Raw genomic sequence first — 15,972 nt, 5'->3', positions numbered from 1 at the left:
TTTTTATGAAGCCAGAGGGAAGCATGAAACGAATCGTACTGACATGTGCAGCGCTGCTGCTGAGCGGCCAGGTGCTGGCGGATGACTGCGCCAACGCGAACACACAGATTGAGATGAACACCTGTGCGGCAGAGCAGTATAAGGCGGCCGACGCCAAACTTAATGAAACTTATCAGAATGCGCTGAAGCGCGCCGCCCCAACCCAGCGCGATTTACTGAAAAAAGCGCAAATATCCTGGATAACTTTGCGCGATGCAGACTGTGCGTTAATCAGTTCCGGCACCGAAGGCGGCAGCGTTCAGGCGATGATTTCCAGCCAGTGCCTGACGGATAAGACCAACGAGCGCGAAGCGTTTCTCGCCTCGCTCTTGCAGTGTGAAGAAGGCGATTTAAGCTGCCCACTACCACCGGCCAGTTAACGCACGCGGATCCCTTCAATAATCATCCGCTGTACGCTCTCGACCGTTTGGTTAAAAAAGGCTTCATCACGCAGCGTTGCGCCTGTCACCGCCTCTACCTGTGGGGCAAAGTCGGCGTAGTGCTGAGTTGAAGCCCAAATCATAAAAATCAGATGATGCGGATCGACCGGAGCCAGTTTTCCGCTTTTGATCCAACCGGCAATCAGCGCGGATTTCTCATCAATTAGCGTTTTGAGATCCCCCTCCAATTCTGCCATCAATAAAGGCGCTCCGGCCAGCATCTCCATACAAAACAACCGTGATGCCTGAGGGTAATCGCGCGACACTTCCAGCTTAAGGCGAATGTATTCTTTAATGGCCACCAGCGGCGCAAAGTCTTCGCGAAAAGCTTTTAATGGAGCCAGCCAGATGTCGAGGATCTGCCGTAAAACGGCAATATAAAGCAACTCTTTTGACGGGTAGTAATAAAGTAAATTGGTTTTTGACACGCCCGCCTGCTCTGCCACCTGCTCCAGGCGCGTGCCGTGGATCCCATATTGGGAGAAGATATTTAATGCCGCGGTTAATATGGCCTGGCGTTTTGCACTGACGGCCTGCGAACGCTTACCTGTTTTTTTCTCTGCGCGTTGGACCATGCGCCCTCTCCTTCTTGTGAGGGCGTCAGCATACCAAATCACGCGGTGAATGGTTAAATTAAAGCGATTCCGGAGGCGCCTCTTGCGGCTGCGCTTTTTTCTTTTTGAACTTCAGCTCGCTGACCAGCACGCCAACAATAATGAATGCCGCGCCAAGCAATGCAAGTAGCGGTAAGCGTTCACCCGCCAGACGGCCAAAGATCCCCGCCCACACCGGCTCACCGGTATAAATAACCGTCGCGCGCGTCGGCGAAACACTACGCTGCGCCCAGTTCATGGTGACCTGAATAATCGCGCTGAAAATCCCCAGCCCCAGCGCCACCACCAGCAATCCGGTAGACATTGGCGGTACGGCCTCTCCGGCTGGTCCCATCGCAATAAACGCCACTATCGAAGCAGTTGCCAGTTGCACTACCGTTACCCGCCGTACATCCACTTTTCCCGCCCACGCGCTAATCAGGATAATTTCTGCCGCAATCGCCACCGCACCGGCGAGCGTGATCCACTCGCCTTCGCCTAAAGCCAGTAAATTACCTCCCGGTCCGGCAAGAAAAATCAATCCGATAAAGGCCAGTACAATACCGACGCACGGCATCAGTCCAGGCATGCGCCCCAGACACAGCCATTGTAAAAGCGGTACCAACGGAACGTACATCGCGGTAATAAACGCCGATTTACTGCTGGGAATAAACTGTAGCCCCCAGGTTTGCAGGCTATAACCCAGCGCAATGGCGATACCGATTGCAACCCCTGCTTTGACTTCCAGCCATGTCAGCTTATGCAGTGTGTGTAACGACAAAAGCGCGACCGCCAGTGCGGCAGTGGCAAAACGCACACCGACAAAGAAAAAAGGCCCGCTCAGGGTAACGGCATATTGCACCGCCAGAAACGTGCCACCCCAGAACATGGTGATCACAATGAGGATCGCTTCCTGAGGTTTAACAGAAAAGGAATAACGAGAGAGTAATGACATGAGACACCCGATTAACTGAATGTCATTAGTCTGCGTTGCGTTTTGTTACAGTTCAACCTTGCAGACAAAAAAAACCGCCGGAAGGATCCGGCGGCGGTGGCTACGTAACGTCTGTCTCTGACGCTCAGGCGTCACGACATATCTGACAGATAGCCCGACAATTACGATTTGTTGTTGCCGTGGCTATTTTTGCCCCCTTTTTTGCCTGCCTCTGAAGCGCGTTGCGGGTCATTCTTAAAGTTGCCCCCGCTGTGCTGGCCACCTTTTCGACCTGCTTCTGATGCTCTTTCGCGGTCTTCCGCAAAGTTGCCGGAACCGCCCCGATGGTTTGCCATTACTGACCTCCGTCATTGATTAGACATCATATTGCATAGGTACTGAGGAGTGATACCTCACGCAGCGTTACGGGCGGGGCCCTGAAAATAACTGCGTGGGATTAAGCATAGTGAAGCGTGGACTGGGCAGACGCTAACTGTAATATCCTGCAACAGGATCAGGAGTGCCAAAGAAATAATCACCCTAAGAAATCAATAAGTCTTTCTTATGACTACCGAATTCACTCCAGTTAAATATGTATCATTTTGCTACAAAGCAGGTTGTTATAAAAATTGTTATAAATCAAAGAAGTGATTGTGAAATTTGCACTCCTGACAGTACGTCATATCTTTAAAGGTAGGTAGCGAGTCGCTACGGACACGGTTAACTCGAGGAGTAGTGTAAAATGGCAAAAGTTCTGGTGCTTTATTATTCCATGTACGGACACATTGAAACTATGGCCCATGCAGTCGCAGAAGGCGCAAATAAGGTAGATGGCGCGGAAGTGATTATTAAGCGCGTACCAGAGACCATGCAGCCTGAGATTTTCCTTAAGGCTGGCGGCAAAACACAAAACGCACCAGTCGCAACCCCGCAAGAACTGGCTGATTACGACGCCATCATTTTTGGTACCCCCACGCGCTTTGGCAATATGTCCGGTCAGATGCGTACCTTCCTCGACCAGACTGGCGGGCTGTGGGCCTCTGGTGGTCTGTACGGCAAACTCGCCAGTGTATTCAGCTCAACGGGAACCGGCGGCGGTCAGGAACAAACCATTACCTCAACCTGGACTACGCTTGCCCACCATGGGATGGTGATTGTGCCTATCGGTTACGCGGCGCAAGAGCTGTTTGATGTCTCTCAAGTTCGCGGCGGTACCCCTTACGGTGCAACCACCATTGCCGGAGGCGACGGCTCCCGCCAGCCAAGTCAGGAAGAATTATCTATCGCCCGCTATCAGGGTGAATATGTCGCAGGTCTGGCAGTAAAACTCAACGGCTAATCTTCAACAGGAGGATTCGAATGCCAACTCAAGAAGCGAAAGCCCATCGCGTCGGCGAATGGGCAAGTCTGCGCAATACATCGCCGGAAATAGCCGAAGCCATTTTTGAAGTCGCACATTATGACGAGAAACTGGCGGAAAAAATTTGGGAAGAAGGTAGCGATGAGGTACTCATCAAAGCCTTTGAAAAAACAGACAAAGATTCGCTCTTTTGGGGTGAACAGACTATCGAACGTAAAAACGTCTAGCGCTCAGACTCCCCCGCGAACACGGGGGAGTTTTCTTTTATTTAGCCGCCTCATTCAGCACGCTGTCGAACTTATCTATCGGGCAAAAACCATCCGCATCTATCGGACATCCTTTCAGCTCAAGCGTTACGCGCTGCGCTGGGGATTTCAGCGTCAGAACGTCTGCATTACGCAACTGCAGCGAGCTCTGATACACATACTCGATTTTCATCAGATCACGATTTGCGTTGCTGTCATGCCAGCGCTGGAAGACAATCTTCCCGCCAATCGGTGTACGCTCGTTCTGAGCGTGAAGCTGGTATGGTTTGAAATCCAGCGCGGTGAGCAGCGAAGCGATGTTTGAGTCATGTCCCACCAGCACGGTTATTTTCGGTGCTTTCGCGCGTTCCGTAACCAGCGCATTATCAATATATTTCACCAGAGGTTTGGCGACGTTCTGCGCCACTTCCGGGGAGGTGAACAGGCTGTCCTGATAGCCATTTTTCAGCTTCGACAGAACCTTCCACTGCTGATCCGATTTAATCTCGCCCCAGGCAACCTTGTCCATCGGGAAGCCTTCGTAATACTGCAGCGTGAAGGCATCGACCAGCGAATTCCCCACCTTCAGCGGCCCCGATACGCCTGGCTCCTGCTGGTATTTCGCGCTGAACGTATCTTTGGCATCGGTCAGGGAACACTGCTGTTTTTCTTTACAGGATGGAGAGTCTTTGTAGTCGGTCATTTGCTCAAGCAACTGATAGCTATCGTTGAGCTGCATTTTACTACGCTCTTTCTCCATGGCCTGAACGGCCTGCTGGCTGAAGGTGGCGGAATCATCGGTGATCACCGGATTAAAGGTGGGATCCATGGTGCCCATTTTTTCCTGATGATGGACCGGAACATCGCAACCAGGGAAAGCGCCGGTGACAAAGAACTGCGCCGTAGCAACAGTGCGCTGCAGGCTGTTAGCATAGGTATAAACCGTATCCGGTGCCGGACATTCGCCCGATTTCACCATCCCCTGCTCTGCCAGCCACTCTCGCATGTAGTGACCCATATAGATTTCCAGCACACCGCCTTTGGTGGTGAGTTGTCCGCCGGGGACATCCCACTCTGGCCATTGCTTGGGGGTGGACTGTTCAAGAACGCTGCCATTATTGGCTAAAGGTGCACGTAAGTTATGCCGACTCATCATCAATACTTGTTGAAGCTGATACCCTTCCGGCGCGGTCTGCGCCTGCGCGGCGGTTGACAATAATACAGCCCCTGCCACGGCTGCGGCGATTAACGATTTATTCATCCCTACGACCTCTTGTTGTTATCAATCACAACAGAGTGTGACAGAAATATGACATATTTCCGGGAACGCTTTCGCAAAACAGACCATCTAGCGTGTCGTTTTAACACCAAACTCGGTTTCGAGTTTACGAATGCCAAGAGGTGTGAAGATGACGTGGCGGCTGCCCTGTTCGGTTTTTATCCATCGCTGTTCACTGAACCAGCGCAGCAGCGTTGCGCCAAGCACACCACCAGGATGATAACGTCGCTCGCTCCAGTCCAGACAACCGCAGGTTAACTTCCGCCGGGATGAACCCGCCGCCAGGACAATCCCCATCTGGGCCAGCTTTTCCCGTCCAAGTGACGTCAGCGTTTCGCCATCCGGCGTTAACCACTGACGGGAAACCAACGTATCAAACAACCTCACCGCGACCTCTCCGGCGAGATGGTCGTAGCAGGTGCGGGCATGCCGCAAACCTGGCGGCGTTGTGATTCTCCGGGGCGTTGATGCCGCCCACGCAACGCCCATCAGGCGTTCCAGCAGTTCAGCGATATCGGAACCTGCAAGGCGAAAATAACGATGTCTGCCCTGCGCAAGCGCCACAACAAAGCGTTGTTCGCACAGACGCGCCAGATGCGCGCTGGCGGTCGACGCGGATATATCCGCCACCGCGCTGAGCTCAGTTGCAGTCCAGGCGCGGCCATCCATCAGGGCGCACAGCATACGCGAGCGCGATTTATCGGCCATCACTGCCGCAGAGAGTGCCATTTTCGACTCCAGATCGCCCTCTTCTTCATGTAACATCACGGATGCCATAACGACCTCATTGCCCCTGAATCTTTGAATTAACGATGCCATGAAAGTCGCGCAAAGTCACCGAACCGGTCACACAGCACGCAGCATCATCTCTGTACCCAACCCGACCAGACAAAACAGAAAACAGCGTTTAAACACGAGCGGAGAAATAACCCTTCGCACACGGGTTCCTATCCACTGGCCAATAAGTGCAGGAACAATGGCCAAAGCCGACAAGCTTAGGGATTGTACGGGCAGCGCGTTGTGCCACCACAGACCCAGCGCCAATGCCAGGGTCGAAAAGGTAAAAGAGATCCCGAGCGCCTGTACCAGTTCATCTTTCTCAAAGCCCAGGGACTGGATCCAGGGTACGGCGGGCATCACAAACACCCCGGTTCCGCCGGTCAATAAGCCGGTCACAAATCCAATAACGAGGGAGTACTGTTTTTCACGCTGCGGGGCCACCGTGATTTTCTTTCCCGCCAGCGTCCAGATAGCGTAGGCCACCAGCGCCACGCCGAGCGCAAACTGAGTTCGGGTGGTGTCATCCCCGGTAATCCAGGCGCTGGCAAGCAGAGTCGCCACTACCACTGTCAGCAGCATTGGCCACAGTCGTTTGAGCAATTGACGCGTATTTCCGCCTGCGCCAAACTGAAACAGATTACTGATCAGCGAAGGCAACAGCAGCATGGCCGCCGCCGCAACCGGTGAAATAAGCGATCCGAGGATCCCCATTGCCACGGTAGGTAACCCCATACCCGTAACGCCTTTCACCATCCCGGCGAGGACAAATGTGGCGGCAATCATCATCACCAGGGAGGATTCAAATGCGTATACATTGGCCATTCTTTATTTTCCCACAAAAAAAGATAAGCCAGATTAAACGCAACTATGAATACTTGCTTCGTCGGTTGACGAAATATGCCATTCAATTATTCGCAGATAATCACTTCGCTGCGGATATTGCGTGCACAATATAAGGTTCCATCTGTCAAATACAATTGATGAAAGCGCGTGTTATCTGGGATGTTGTGTAAAAGGGAACGCTCAGTATCAATGAACTCTCGTTGTATCCGATAATGAACCGCATCATCAGTTTCAAAGGAAACGTATTCCCGTTTGGTATATGGTTTACTTTTTAATTTCACATACACAATGTATTGCACCGTACTGAATGTCAGTCCAGTTTTTGCAGCAATCTCTTTCAGATTTAGTGGTTCAGAAGACGTATAGAGTGTTTGTACCTGTTCAATACGTTTTTGATTGTAGGCGGATACCCGCAGGCTGAGTTTCAGTCGATACGCCATATTGCGCACAACCGTAATATTAGTGTGAAGCATCCCCGCAATCTGCTCCGTCGTGAGAACGCCTGCGTTTTCACGCAGGACGGCCAGACTCTCTTTATTCCACCTGAATGCCATATAGTGTTTCTCTTTGTATCGCGTTCATCGGGCGGCCAGTCGCGCAAACGTTGCATCTAACTCAGGCGGTTTCCGCATCCCCTGGTGTAATTCCAGTACACGACCATCCCTGTCAATTAACACAGAGGTTGGCGTGCCGATGACCTGATAGCGTTCCTGGGAAATCTTAAGCTGATCGCGGAGTACCGGGTAAGAAACCTGATGTTTCGCCAGTAAGTCATCTATGTTAACCGTTGCCGGATCGGTATTCACAGCCACGACCACAACGTTATCGCCCCACTTTTTACTTAGCGCTTCCAGCGCGTCCATTTCGGCAAGACAGCCACCGCATCCCGCCGACCAAAAGTTTAGATAAATAGCCTTTCCACGCCAGCGCTCAAGCCCAGCCTTCCCCCCCTGCAGGTCGAATGTTGCCAGCGCCGGGGCTTGCTGCCCAACCACCAACTTCTCTTCTTTACATCCACTAATCAGAACCAAAATGGCGAAAGTTAATACGTTAATCCAGCGCATGTTGATTAGCCTCCTCACCGTGATATTTGCCATGCTGCAAACGGATAATACGATCGGCAAATAACCCCAGCGCCGGATTATGCGTCACCATCACAATCGTGCGCCCCTGCCGATGCAGGTCAGTGAGTAGATCCAACACCCGCTGTTCATTCTCTTCATCGAGGTTACCCGTAGGTTCATCGGCAAAAATCACCGGCGGCTCATTGACCAGCGCCCGGGCAATGCACACCCGTTGCTGCTCTCCCCCAGAAAGTTGACTCGGCAGGTGCGTTACTCGATGCCCAAGACCGACTTGTTCCAGAACCTTCCTGGCCGCCGCTTCATCTACCACGCTATGGTAGTGTTGCGCCAGCATGATATTCTCCAGCGCGGTTAAAAACGGGATCAGATGAAACTGCTGGAATACCAACCCTATTTTCTCAGCGCGAAAACGGCGACGCCCCTCTTCATCCAGTGCGGCAGCATCAATCCCATCTAAAAACACCTGACCTTCTGTCGCGGTGTCCAGGCAGGTCAGAATATTCATCAGTGTCGTTTTACCCGAACCAGAAGCGCCCATAATCGCGACAAACTCCCCCTGCACTATTTGCAGGTTGATGTCATCTAAGGCGGTAACATCGCCGAACCGTTTATATAAATGGCGGGTTTCAATCGCCATTGATGGGGTCTGCACAACGGACATGGCGTTACTCTCCTTTCAACACTTTTGCGGGTTCGATGCTAACCGCGCGACGGACCGGAACAATCGCCGCCAGAATGGCGACCAGTAAAGATAATGTCAGGGTGATGGGCAGCACTGGCCAGCGTAGCGATATTGCGGCATTGAATACAGTCAGTCCCAGTAGTTGGGCCAACATGTACCCTAAGATCCACCCACAAACCACTGCAGCCAGCGCGATAATGCAGGTTTCAAGGAGAATTTGCCGGACAATATCACCGTTGCTGGCCCCCAACGCTTTTTGCAGCGCAAATTCCCTTGCCCGCTCACCCACAATGGCCATCAACGTGGTATTCACACACAAAGATGACAGCGCAAGGATCACAACCGATACCAGCCCCATTAACCCTTTTATTTTATCCAGTACCTGTCCTTCTGATGCGGAGACTTTCCGTATTGGACGGATCTCCAGTTCCGGGTATTGAGCCTGCAATCGGCTGGCATAGTTTTCCACCTGACCGACATCGTTACTGACACTCAGCAGCCCATGGCTGATTTTATCGGGCTGATGCAACCACGCCTGCGCCACTTCAAGACTCACAATTAGCATGTTATCTGTCGCATCACCGGCTTCAACAATGCCTTTTATCTGTAAGTTTTTGCGCTGATTGTGATCCACCAGGATGATGTTATCGCCCGGTTGGACGTTAAGACGCTCAGCCAATTTGATGCCAATCATCGCATTGCGATCGTCAAAGCTGACACCAATCCAATTCCCCTGAACCTGCCAGTACGGCACCAGCTTTTGCAAGGATTCAAACCACACGCCGACAATCACCACCTTCTCCAGCTCGGTACGCGCCATACCGTAAAGCCAAGGACTGGCTCCGTGAACCAGGCCTTGCGGTGCCTGATCTAAAATAGTCTGCAACGCTTGCTGCGGCATGCCGGAGCCATGGCCTGGCCCGATGTAGAAATTTGCGCCAAAGGTCCGCAATTCATCACTCATTTTGGTATTGATGTCGAACCACACCGCAGATAGCGCGGTCACAATGGTCGCCCCGACCATCAATGCGGCAAATACTACGCTAACTCGCTGAAAACGCAGACGCAGTGCCCGCCATACCAGCAACCAGAGCATCGTACGTTTAGCGGCCATACAGCACCTCCACAGGATACAGGCGGGCAATACGGCGGGCCGGGAACCAGGTGCCAATCAGGGCAATCAGGACCGCAATAACCAATACACATGGCACCACAATCCAGGCAAAATTCAATGGCGCATCAAATAGCATCAGGCCAATCGCTTTCGCCATTCCCCATCCAGCAACACATCCCAATGCCCCTCCGGCCAGTCCACTGGACGCGGCTTCAAGATAGAACAACAGCATGATTTGCCACTGATGCGCGCCAAGCGCCTTCATCAGGCCGATCTCTTTAGCGCGTTCCATAATGGTGCTGGTCATAAGTGACGCAATTCCCATAGCCGAAGCTGCCAGTGCTGCGACGGTCACTACGGCCATCAGCAACTGAATTTTATCGATTACAACCCCCTCAGATGCAGCAACCTGCCACACAGGGCGAACTTCTGCACCGGAAATAGCCTCCTCCAGTTGATGAGCAATGGACGAGACATAGGCAGTGCAGTACCAAAGGTCGTACTCTTCAGCATTCAGTGCATCGAGATTTTCACGCGCCCGACGCGACAATTCATTTTCCGGCACCGTCAGCGCTGAGACACGAATGGCCTGTACTTTGCCGGGTAAATCCAGCAACGTTTGCGCCGTGCTCAACGGCATAACCAGTTGGTTATCCTCGTCCCCGCCGCTGGAGAGAATGCCGCTGACGGCCACATTCAACGTTGTATTGCTGGTACGGATCACCAGTTTATCGCCTGGCTTCCAGCCCGTTTGTCGTGCCAACGCATGCCCTACCAGTGTTTGAGGAGCATCACCAGCAGGCTCTTGCGGCCAGTGGCCTGTCACTTGCCAGAACGGGCTTACCGTTTTTTGCCCCGTCTCAAACCCTTCTTCATCTGGAATATCTACCGGTTGGCTGAAGAAGGTGCCGAGAATACGTACTTCTTTGCCGTTAACGTCGACATCACCGCCAAGCATAGGGGCAAAGCCGACAATGTTGTTGCGCCAGAAGATATCCTTAATGTTGGGGAGTTCCGCTTCATCAAGGAAATCCTGTCCTGATAGTGGATTACTGTTTTCACTGAAAAGTGCAGGAAGCGCCGCCTGTCCGGCAGGTTCAATCAAAATATTGGCACCATAGGACTTCAATTCTCTGGACATTTTATCGCCAATATCAATCGACACCGCCAGCAGGGCGGAGATAAGGCTGGACGCAAGAAAGACGGTCATAATAGCCAGCCCCTTGCGTCGGAGATTACGCCCCCAGGATTGTCGTAACATTCTCCACAGCATTGTTACTCCTCCCTCAATTCAGCAGGGACGAACTGTTCCGGGGTTTTACGGAAGCGATCGTAATTGGCCTCGGACGAGAAAAACCAGGTTTTGCCACCATAGCTGTATTTGTAGTCAGCAGAAGTATTGGTCAATGTGGAACCATCAACCGGGTCGGTCACCTTGATGGTCATGACCGTCGAGAAGTAATTCACGCCAGCAGCCAGCTCTTTACCTGGGATCACCAGCTCTTTCTCATCATTACGCCAGTTTTCAATTGGCACAGGATTGCAACCACCAGGTTTACCAATCGAAGGAATGAAAATGTGTACCCCGCATGCCACGCAGATAACCTGATTACCTTCCATCACGTAACCCTGATCGCCGCACAGTAGACAGGCATCAAAAACTACCCCCAAACGCAACTTGTCGGGATAACGGTTAATCACGAAAAAACGTACCGCTTTACCATCATCAGCCACCCAAACAAAGCGGTGCAGCTTGCCATCACGGAGTCGTTCTATTGGCAGATGAACCATGCCATCACTGGCAAGTTGTACCGGAATGGCTTCTGACAACTGCGGCGGTTGAGAGGCGACTTTTTCCCACCACAGTTGTCCGGCGATCACCACCACCGCACAACCTAGCGTGACCAGCCAAAGACGAAACGCATTTCGACGATGCGCCAGCGCCAGTCGATAAGCAATCGGCTCATCGGCTTTACGCGTCTGGCGGAACGCGCATAACAACGCCGGTACCCAGCACAGTGCCAGAGCAAGTAATAGGGCGGCCCCCAACCAGTTATACATCGCCGCGTTGTTTGTCACTTTGGCCACGAAACTCAATAGCGATTTCGCCAGCGGTAGCACCTGCAGTTTCATTAGCAGTAGCAACAAATTACCGCTTAATGGCAGCCAAATCATGACCATCAGAATCAGCGTCAACGGCCAGTAGAGTCCACGAATACGACGCAACAGCATGGCGCTCAGTACCCCAACCAGGCAGAGGATCGCAAATGCCAATAGCATTGCCGTCAGATTCAACAGCAGATCGGTATTTAGCACATGGGTGCTGGTTAATCCGCCGAGATTGGGATCCAAAGCCCAATGTCGGGCTGCGCCAAACACCAAAATCCCCTGCCACAGGTAGCGAATGCGCTTTGATACCCACCAGAAGCTCAACACAAACAGCAGCGTAATCATCACTTCTGTGCCAACCAGCAACAATTGCACTGGCTGCGAGCCACGGAGGGTCAGTCCCACCAGCACGCCAACGATTAAACCTGTGAGTAAGGTCCAGACGAGTGGGCGCAAAGAAGGGGGATCGATGCGACTCCAGAGAACCCCGGAGAGCAGCGCAATGCAGAAAAAAACCTGTAGCGTCGTGACAAAAAAATAACTCATAACATCGACTCTGTACGGCGGATTGAATGATGTAACTATCCAGGTACATCGATAATTTAGAGCCAGCCCATCAGGGGGATAAGTTCGCGGTCAGTTAAGACATGAGCAGCGCAAAACAAATCGTGGGTACACTTCGTACGTAAGATTGTGAGCACTGCCCGGTCCAAAATGGCAAATCAAGCAGCCTGATGGAAAAGCGCTTAGTTCAGGCCGACGTATTTAAATTCATAACTCACGTCAAATGGTTTCCACCAACGACCAACGCCGGTCTCACTGTCTGTATGACGGTGCATACCTGCTTTTGACGGCGGTTCGATGTGATAGGTCACTTTATAGTTACCCACCCCCATCATTTTGATGTTCGCACCGTAATGAGGGCCATCGCTGGCAACCATCGGCATGAACGTACCTTCTTGTTTTTCACCCGTATCACTGTTAATCAAGGTGTAACTGATAGTCAGATAAGGGATCCACTCGCCTGCGCCAAAACCATTTTTACTGCCTTCCACGGCATGAATATCCGCCTCAAGGTGAATATCGGCTTTTGCTGCCGGTAATCCCATGCCACGCGGTTCCATATCGATTGGCTGCAGGTAAACAGCGGCCAGTTCCATCTCATTCATGGTGACAGGCTCACCTGCCGGATACTCCTTAAAGGCAAACGCTGCCGGAGCAGTGAAAATACCGGCCATCACTGCACTGGCAATCAGGGTTTTCTTCATGGTCATCAGACATATCCTCTCGTCTCAAATAACAGCTATAGATTAGTTTTTATCGTTTCCCCAGGAACAGTGCTTTTCCTCCGCATCACCCACAGCGCCGCCAGCGCCGCAAGTAGCAATATGGCCTGCGGTAATAACGTTTCCACGTAGGGATAAATTCCCAACCAACTGATTTCGGGGAAGCCGTTAATCAACGTTGGCTGGAACAGCTTACCTTCCACCAGTTCCAGAACCCCTTTGCCCGCAAATACAAAGGCCATCAGGTACATAAAACTGCCGGTAAACATAAAGAACGGCTTCAAAGGCAGGCGTACAACCGAGTAGCGCATAATGAGCCAGGCGACCAGCAGAACAACACAGCCGATAACAAAACCTGCCGCAATCGCCATATGCCCAGAAATATCATTCGCATCCCCGATCAGGGCGTAGTAAAACAGCACGGTCTCCGCCCCTTCGCGGTAAACCGCCAGGAAACTGGTAAGCCACAGTCCAACCAGTGAACCACGGGAAAGTGAGTGGGACAGTTTCCCTTCCAGCCATGCTTTCCAGTGGCGAGCCTCGACTTTAGACAGTAACCAGTAGCTCATGAAGAACAGCATGACGACGGCAATCAGCATCGTTACGCCTTCCAGCAGTTCTCGGCTGGCGCCGGAATTCGTGAACAGGAGTTGGAATATCACAGCGGTAATGACGCTGGCGAATAATGCAACAATCACCGACTGGCGAATTAACGGAAGCTTATCCTGGTGATTGTTTTTCACCATATAAGCCACGATGGCCGCCACAATAAGCAGGGCCTCCAGTCCTTCGCGGACAATGATCATCAGGCTGTAGAGCAGCAGGCTCCACTGGGTTTCTACTCCTTCTCCCAACATCACCACCGCTTTTTGTAAATCCTGCTCCAGTGCGCTGGCTTCGGCGTTGAGTCTTTCCACTGGCTGACCCGCTTTCATCAGACTAACCAGACGCGTGAAGTAAGCCTCCAGCGAGGTTTTAAACGCCGAATCGCGAGAACCGATTTTGTTTTCCATACCGCTAGCTTCAAAGCGGTCAAAATAACTGTCTTGCACATCCAGAATGGCATTCTTCGCATCGCCCTCCTGGTAACGGGCAATCGCTTTCTGAATACTTTGATGGATACCCAACGAGACGGCAGCCCAGTCTGCGCGGGCTATATCATCCTGTGCCGTGGGCGTATTCCCCGTATTTTGCACCGCCGTGACCTGCTGTTCGTCACGGGTAGTAGGCAAACCAGGCAGAAGATCCTCAATATCCTGTAACAACGTAGTGACCTGATAAGAGACATCATTAAGGCGATCTGGCTCTGCGGTGAGCGCAATCAACGCAGAAAATTGCTGGTTAATCGCAGCAGCGTCTTTTGCCGATCGATTCTGTCTGACCGACATTTCCATCTCTGAGTTTTTAAAACCCTGATAGTGCGCTTGTTGAACGTTTTGGCTGGCTACGCTTAAATTCCCGGCCTGATAGTTATTTACTGCCTGGGCCAACAAATCGTCGATAACACGAAAACTCTCTTGCCAGTGTACGGCGATATCTGTCCTGGAAAACGCATTGTGCTGCTCTTCGGCAACCAGGCGATGTCCGCCATCTAACACAGGTTCAACTTCGCGCAGCGAGGCTTTGAGCCAGTCGATTTTAGACTGCACGTCAGAGAGCGATTTTTTTGCGCCAATCATGCGACGGATCTCACCAAAAGCGCTTTCCATCTCATAACTTTTGCTGGCGGAAATGTTGATTCGAATAGGACCTTCAAGGTTTTCAAATACCTCAAAGTAGGCCATTTGCACCGTTCGCCGCGCTTCATCAGTTTGTTGCTGAGAGTAAAGTTCTGCTGTTTTATCAAGACGTTGCTCAATATCCTCAATGAATGGAGCATAGTTTGTTGCGGCCCATACATGAAGGCTTACAAGCAAGCTACACAAAGTGGTCAGCAGGAAAACACAGAACTTACGCACGGTACGCATCCCGTAAAATACAAATGATAATTATTATCATTATCGATTTTAGCTTGCGTTGTACATGACCTGGATCATAAAAATGTCAACGGGTAACAAGTTATGTAAATTTATCTCATGAAAATGTGATGAATACGAAACTGAGACATTTGGGATTGATTAGTGATGCCGTCAATACAGGAGAATTTATCGGTGATATGGAATAGAGTTGCCCCATACTCACTGACGCAAATGAGGCCAACAGTGAGTATGAAGATAAACGTTATTTAAGACAAAAGTGATCAGGGAACTATTATATCAGGACCACGAGTAATCCGTTGCAAAAAACGGCCGTAACCCTGTTCGCCTGTCCAGTAGTTGATGCTTCTCTCAACCCCATTCGATGTCAGGGTCGCGCCAGAAATACCATCCACTGTATATTCATCGATATTCTCTGGTTTCTCCTGAGTTATTCTTAGCGCTGGCATCAAGTTATTATCAACCACTTTTTTACCCGGCCATTGCTTGCGCCAACTTTCATCTTCCACTCTGGCTCCCAAAAAAGGAGTTTCCCGCTGCTGATAGTAATACAGGTTTTTAACCGTACGTCCGTCTGGGTCAAGAGCCAGAAAGGCATACATCATTGACTTCGCACCCTCACCGAAAACAGGGAGTATAATTTGTTGAATTTTATTACTTTTATCTTTTACAAGATATACATCTGCAATAGTACAGCGCTGATGGATCTTCGCGGGATCATGTTCCGGAGCGAGTTTTTTACATCCCTGCGTCTGGACGTCATCAGCTACCCATTCACCGGAATCCAGATTAACCTTACGCGCTAAAATATAACGTTGATACAAATTTTTAATTGTTTTTTTATCGTGCTCATCTGATTTCAACAGGCCTGAAGCATGCAGAATGGCGGCATATTTCTCTTCGCTGGTAGGTTCAGTGAGTTCCCCCTGATACATCATAAACCAGACAATAGCAGCAATAAAAATAAGGATACAAAAAAACATCATTGATATAACAATAACTTTACCCTTGCGCATTATTCTATAATCCCTGCGAGAAATAAGATATTTAAAACATCATCAGATATGCCATTATCCTTGTGAATTTGCAACTACAGAAAAAAATCAAAAATATATAACTATTAGTGTGTAGCTTTAGGATCAAATATCAGAACAACATGTTTTTCTTACCTTTTTATCGTAAAAAAATGCCGGGTTCCCCCGGCACA

At 50.9% G+C, this 15,972-nt stretch carries 18 protein-coding genes; 3 read left to right on the top strand and 15 right to left on the bottom strand.

The annotated features are described in order from the left end of the window. Positions 1-23: 23 nt before the first annotated feature. Complete coding sequence (locus tag WN16_RS12320; protein ID WP_003832062.1) at positions 24-419, top strand: lysozyme inhibitor LprI family protein; 396 nt, start codon at positions 24-26, stop codon at positions 417-419. Here WN16_RS12320 and rutR read toward each other — a convergent pair. From rutR to WN16_RS12305, 3 genes are all read right to left on the bottom strand, one after another. After that, a complete protein-coding gene (gene rutR / locus WN16_RS12315; protein WP_044700720.1) occupies positions 416-1,054 on the bottom strand; it encodes an HTH-type transcriptional regulator RutR in 639 nt (212 codons plus the stop codon). The genes WN16_RS12320 and rutR overlap by 4 nt on opposite strands. 58 nt (positions 1,055-1,112) lie before the next feature. Next, positions 1,113-2,027, bottom strand: coding sequence for a DMT family transporter (locus tag WN16_RS12310; protein WP_032948964.1), 915 nt, complete (start codon positions 2,025-2,027; stop codon positions 1,113-1,115). Between the two features lie 161 nt (positions 2,028-2,188). Next, positions 2,189-2,362 (bottom strand): general stress protein, encoded by a 174-nt coding sequence (locus WN16_RS12305; protein ID WP_003036022.1) that lies wholly within the window; start codon positions 2,360-2,362, stop codon positions 2,189-2,191. A 386-nt stretch (positions 2,363-2,748) separates the two neighbouring features. Here WN16_RS12305 and wrbA point away from each other — a divergent pair, with 386 nt between their 5' ends. Both wrbA and WN16_RS12295 read left to right on the top strand, forming a co-directional pair. Then, positions 2,749-3,345, top strand: a complete 597-nt coding sequence (gene wrbA, locus WN16_RS12300) for an NAD(P)H:quinone oxidoreductase (protein WP_003832057.1) — start codon at positions 2,749-2,751, stop codon at positions 3,343-3,345. Between the two features lie 20 nt (positions 3,346-3,365). After that, the gene (locus WN16_RS12295) at positions 3,366-3,593 is read left to right on the top strand and encodes a YccJ family protein (protein ID WP_003036015.1); all 228 of its coding nucleotides are present in this window, start codon (positions 3,366-3,368) and stop codon (positions 3,591-3,593) included. Positions 3,594-3,630: 37 nt separating this feature from the next. Here WN16_RS12295 and agp read toward each other — a convergent pair whose 3' ends face one another. From agp to nqrC, 12 genes are all read right to left on the bottom strand, one after another. Continuing rightward, entirely contained in the window at positions 3,631-4,872 is a 1,242-nt protein-coding gene (gene agp / locus WN16_RS12290) for a bifunctional glucose-1-phosphatase/inositol phosphatase (RefSeq protein WP_044700724.1), read from the bottom strand. A gap of 87 nt (positions 4,873-4,959) precedes the next feature. After that, positions 4,960-5,667, bottom strand: coding sequence for a winged helix-turn-helix domain-containing protein (locus WN16_RS12285; protein WP_044700725.1), 708 nt, complete (start codon positions 5,665-5,667; stop codon positions 4,960-4,962). Positions 5,668-5,736: 69 nt separating this feature from the next. Beyond that, the gene (locus WN16_RS12280; RefSeq protein WP_044700727.1) at positions 5,737-6,492 is read right to left on the bottom strand and encodes a sulfite exporter TauE/SafE family protein; all 756 of its coding nucleotides are present in this window, start codon (positions 6,490-6,492) and stop codon (positions 5,737-5,739) included. 86 nt (positions 6,493-6,578) lie between these two features. Next, complete coding sequence (locus tag WN16_RS12275; protein ID WP_003036005.1) at positions 6,579-7,067, bottom strand: hypothetical protein; 489 nt, start codon at positions 7,065-7,067, stop codon at positions 6,579-6,581. Positions 7,068-7,091: 24 nt separating this feature from the next. Beyond that, positions 7,092-7,577: a TlpA disulfide reductase family protein gene (locus tag WN16_RS12270; RefSeq protein ID WP_003036003.1), complete on the bottom strand. Its 486-nt coding sequence runs from the start codon at positions 7,575-7,577 to the stop codon at positions 7,092-7,094. Next, positions 7,564-8,259, bottom strand: coding sequence for an ABC transporter ATP-binding protein (locus WN16_RS12265; RefSeq protein WP_003836817.1), 696 nt, complete (start codon positions 8,257-8,259; stop codon positions 7,564-7,566). Before WN16_RS12265 ends, WN16_RS12270 begins: the two co-directional genes overlap by 14 nt. Before the next feature lie 4 nt (positions 8,260-8,263). After that, positions 8,264-9,394, bottom strand: a complete 1,131-nt coding sequence (locus WN16_RS12260) for an FtsX-like permease family protein (RefSeq protein WP_044700730.1) — start codon at positions 9,392-9,394, stop codon at positions 8,264-8,266. Further along, on the bottom strand, positions 9,384-10,667 hold the full coding sequence (locus WN16_RS12255; protein ID WP_003836819.1) for an ABC transporter permease: 1,284 nt from the start codon (positions 10,665-10,667) through the stop codon (positions 9,384-9,386). Before WN16_RS12255 ends, WN16_RS12260 begins: the two co-directional genes overlap by 11 nt. A gap of 2 nt (positions 10,668-10,669) precedes the next feature. Continuing rightward, complete coding sequence (locus WN16_RS12250; RefSeq protein WP_016149897.1) at positions 10,670-12,049, bottom strand: Fe-S-containing protein; 1,380 nt, start codon at positions 12,047-12,049, stop codon at positions 10,670-10,672. A 200-nt stretch (positions 12,050-12,249) separates the two neighbouring features. Next, positions 12,250-12,777, bottom strand: a complete 528-nt coding sequence (locus tag WN16_RS12245; protein WP_003035987.1) for an iron transporter — start codon at positions 12,775-12,777, stop codon at positions 12,250-12,252. A 29-nt stretch (positions 12,778-12,806) separates the two neighbouring features. Beyond that, positions 12,807-14,756 carry an FTR1 family protein gene (locus tag WN16_RS12240; protein WP_032933625.1) on the bottom strand — a complete coding sequence of 650 codons (1,950 nt, stop codon included), beginning with the start codon at positions 14,754-14,756 and terminating at the stop codon, positions 12,807-12,809. A 272-nt stretch (positions 14,757-15,028) separates the two neighbouring features. After that, on the bottom strand, positions 15,029-15,781 hold the full coding sequence (gene nqrC, locus WN16_RS12230; RefSeq protein WP_003836822.1) for an NADH:ubiquinone reductase (Na(+)-transporting) subunit C: 753 nt from the start codon (positions 15,779-15,781) through the stop codon (positions 15,029-15,031). Between the last annotated feature and the right edge of the window lie 191 nt (positions 15,782-15,972).

Origin of the sequence: Citrobacter sp. ABFQG (genome assembly GCF_004322975.1) — a bacterium.
Classification (GTDB): domain Bacteria; phylum Pseudomonadota; class Gammaproteobacteria; order Enterobacterales; family Enterobacteriaceae; genus Citrobacter; species Citrobacter freundii.
The sequence above is the reverse complement of the archived record's forward strand: the minus strand, read 5'-3'. Positions and strand labels throughout refer to the sequence as shown.

Excerpts from the sequence above, each read along its gene's own strand:
- WN16_RS12320 (WP_003832062.1), top strand. The coding sequence starts at position 24 with ATGAAACGAATCGTACTGACATGTGCAGCGCTGCTGCTGAGCGGCCAG.
- rutR (WP_044700720.1), bottom strand. The coding sequence starts at position 1,054 with ATGGTCCAACGCGCAGAGAAAAAAACAGGTAAGCGTTCGCAGGCCGTC.
- WN16_RS12310 (WP_032948964.1), bottom strand. The coding sequence starts at position 2,027 with ATGTCATTACTCTCTCGTTATTCCTTTTCTGTTAAACCTCAGGAAGCG.
- WN16_RS12305 (WP_003036022.1), bottom strand. The coding sequence starts at position 2,362 with ATGGCAAACCATCGGGGCGGTTCCGGCAACTTTGCGGAAGACCGCGAA.
- wrbA (WP_003832057.1), top strand. The coding sequence starts at position 2,749 with ATGGCAAAAGTTCTGGTGCTTTATTATTCCATGTACGGACACATTGAA.
- WN16_RS12295 (WP_003036015.1), top strand. The coding sequence starts at position 3,366 with ATGCCAACTCAAGAAGCGAAAGCCCATCGCGTCGGCGAATGGGCAAGT.
- agp (WP_044700724.1), bottom strand. The coding sequence starts at position 4,872 with ATGAATAAATCGTTAATCGCCGCAGCCGTGGCAGGGGCTGTATTATTG.
- WN16_RS12285 (WP_044700725.1), bottom strand. The coding sequence starts at position 5,667 with ATGGCATCCGTGATGTTACATGAAGAAGAGGGCGATCTGGAGTCGAAA.
- WN16_RS12280 (WP_044700727.1), bottom strand. The coding sequence starts at position 6,492 with ATGGCCAATGTATACGCATTTGAATCCTCCCTGGTGATGATGATTGCC.
- WN16_RS12275 (WP_003036005.1), bottom strand. The coding sequence starts at position 7,067 with ATGGCATTCAGGTGGAATAAAGAGAGTCTGGCCGTCCTGCGTGAAAAC.
- WN16_RS12270 (WP_003036003.1), bottom strand. The coding sequence starts at position 7,577 with ATGCGCTGGATTAACGTATTAACTTTCGCCATTTTGGTTCTGATTAGT.
- WN16_RS12265 (WP_003836817.1), bottom strand. The coding sequence starts at position 8,259 with ATGTCCGTTGTGCAGACCCCATCAATGGCGATTGAAACCCGCCATTTA.
- WN16_RS12260 (WP_044700730.1), bottom strand. The coding sequence starts at position 9,394 with ATGGCCGCTAAACGTACGATGCTCTGGTTGCTGGTATGGCGGGCACTG.
- WN16_RS12255 (WP_003836819.1), bottom strand. The coding sequence starts at position 10,667 with ATGCTGTGGAGAATGTTACGACAATCCTGGGGGCGTAATCTCCGACGC.
- WN16_RS12250 (WP_016149897.1), bottom strand. The coding sequence starts at position 12,049 with ATGAGTTATTTTTTTGTCACGACGCTACAGGTTTTTTTCTGCATTGCG.
- WN16_RS12245 (WP_003035987.1), bottom strand. The coding sequence starts at position 12,777 with ATGACCATGAAGAAAACCCTGATTGCCAGTGCAGTGATGGCCGGTATT.
- WN16_RS12240 (WP_032933625.1), bottom strand. The coding sequence starts at position 14,756 with ATGCGTACCGTGCGTAAGTTCTGTGTTTTCCTGCTGACCACTTTGTGT.
- nqrC (WP_003836822.1), bottom strand. The coding sequence starts at position 15,781 with ATGCGCAAGGGTAAAGTTATTGTTATATCAATGATGTTTTTTTGTATC.